A 1,354-nucleotide genomic window follows, 5' to 3' on the forward strand; every position below is an offset into this window, starting at 1 on the left:
CGGGCCGTCGTCGGCCACCTCGAGGCGCACGACGTCGCCCCGGCGCGCGAGCCCCGCCACGACCTGCGTGCCCGGCGGGGTGTGCGTGCGGGCGTTGGCCAGCAGGTTGGCGACGACCTGGTGCAGGCGCTCGGGGTCCCCGACGACGTCGAACCCGATCTCCTCGGGGTCCTCGGGCAGCTGCAGCGACCACCGGTGGGTGGGCGCCACGGCGTGGGCGTCGGCCACCGCGTCGGCGACCAGCCGGGCGAGGTCGACCCGCTCGCGGGCGAGCGGGCGCCCGGCGTCGAGACGCGCGAGCAGCAGCAGGTCCTCGACGAGCAGCGTCATCCGCTCGGTCTGCGAGCCGACGCGCTCGAGCATCGCCGCGACCTCCGGCGGCAGCTCGCCCTCGCGACGGCGGGCCAGCTCCGAGTAGCCGCGGATGGCGGCGAGGGGCGTGCGCAGCTCGTGGGAGGCGTCGGCGACGAAGCGCCGGACCCGGGTCTCGGACTCCTGGCGGGCCTCGAGCGCGCGCGCGACGTGGCCGAGCATGCGGTTGAACGCCACGCCCACCTGCCCGATCTCGGTGCGGGGGTCGGCGTCGGCCTCGGGCACGCGGTCGTCGAGCTCCACCTCGCCGCGCTCCAGCGGGAGCTCCGAGACCCGCCGCGCCGTGGCCGAGACGCGGTGCAGCGGGCGCAGCGTCGCCCGCGTCGCGAAGGCCGAGACCACCCCGGCGACCGCCACGCCGATGCCGAAGATGATGATCTCGATGACGGCGAGCCGCCCGACGGTGGCGTCCATCCGCGCGGTGGAGATGCCGACGGCCTGCACCGACCCGTCCGCCGTCGTCCGCGCCTCGACGAGGTAGGTCCCGAGGTCGGGCAGCGTGACCGTGCGGGCCCGGCCCGGGTCGATCGGGCCGAACCCGGGGGGCTGCGGGGCGACCTCCAGGACCGGGGCGACCGCCTCGGCGGACAACGGCTGGTCCGGCGACCGGAAGTTCCCCAGCGACGTCGCGGACACCACCTGGCCGTTCTTGATGCGCACCTGGATGCGGCTGGTCCCGTCACCGCCACCGAAGCCGCTGCCCGCGTCGGGCGGCGGCGGGCGGCGCGCGGGGTCGTCGTTGCCGGGCGGGCCCGCCGCGAACCCGACGGTGCGCGAGACCTCCTGGGCGAGCTGCTCGCTCAGGTAGTGGCGCAGCGCCACCGCCGCCCCGACGCCCAGAACCGCGCACACCACGGCCAGCAGCGTCACCGTCGTGACGACGATCCGGGCCTGCAGGGTGCGCATCAGGTGCATGGTCCCTCCCGGCGTCCGCCGGTCATCCCGCGGGCTTGAGGACGTACCCCGCGCCGCGCACGGTGTG

General features: G+C 76.7%; 1 protein-coding gene. It reads right to left on the reverse strand.

Annotated elements, in window-relative coordinates:
- The coding region (locus tag AC0CYZ_RS21800; RefSeq protein WP_472219180.1) for a histidine kinase dimerization/phospho-acceptor domain-containing protein at positions 1-1,278 on the reverse strand (1,278 nt) is incomplete at its 3' end.
- Between the last annotated feature and the right edge of the window lie 76 nt (positions 1,279-1,354).

Source organism: Actinomycetospora sp., from assembly GCF_055612215.1.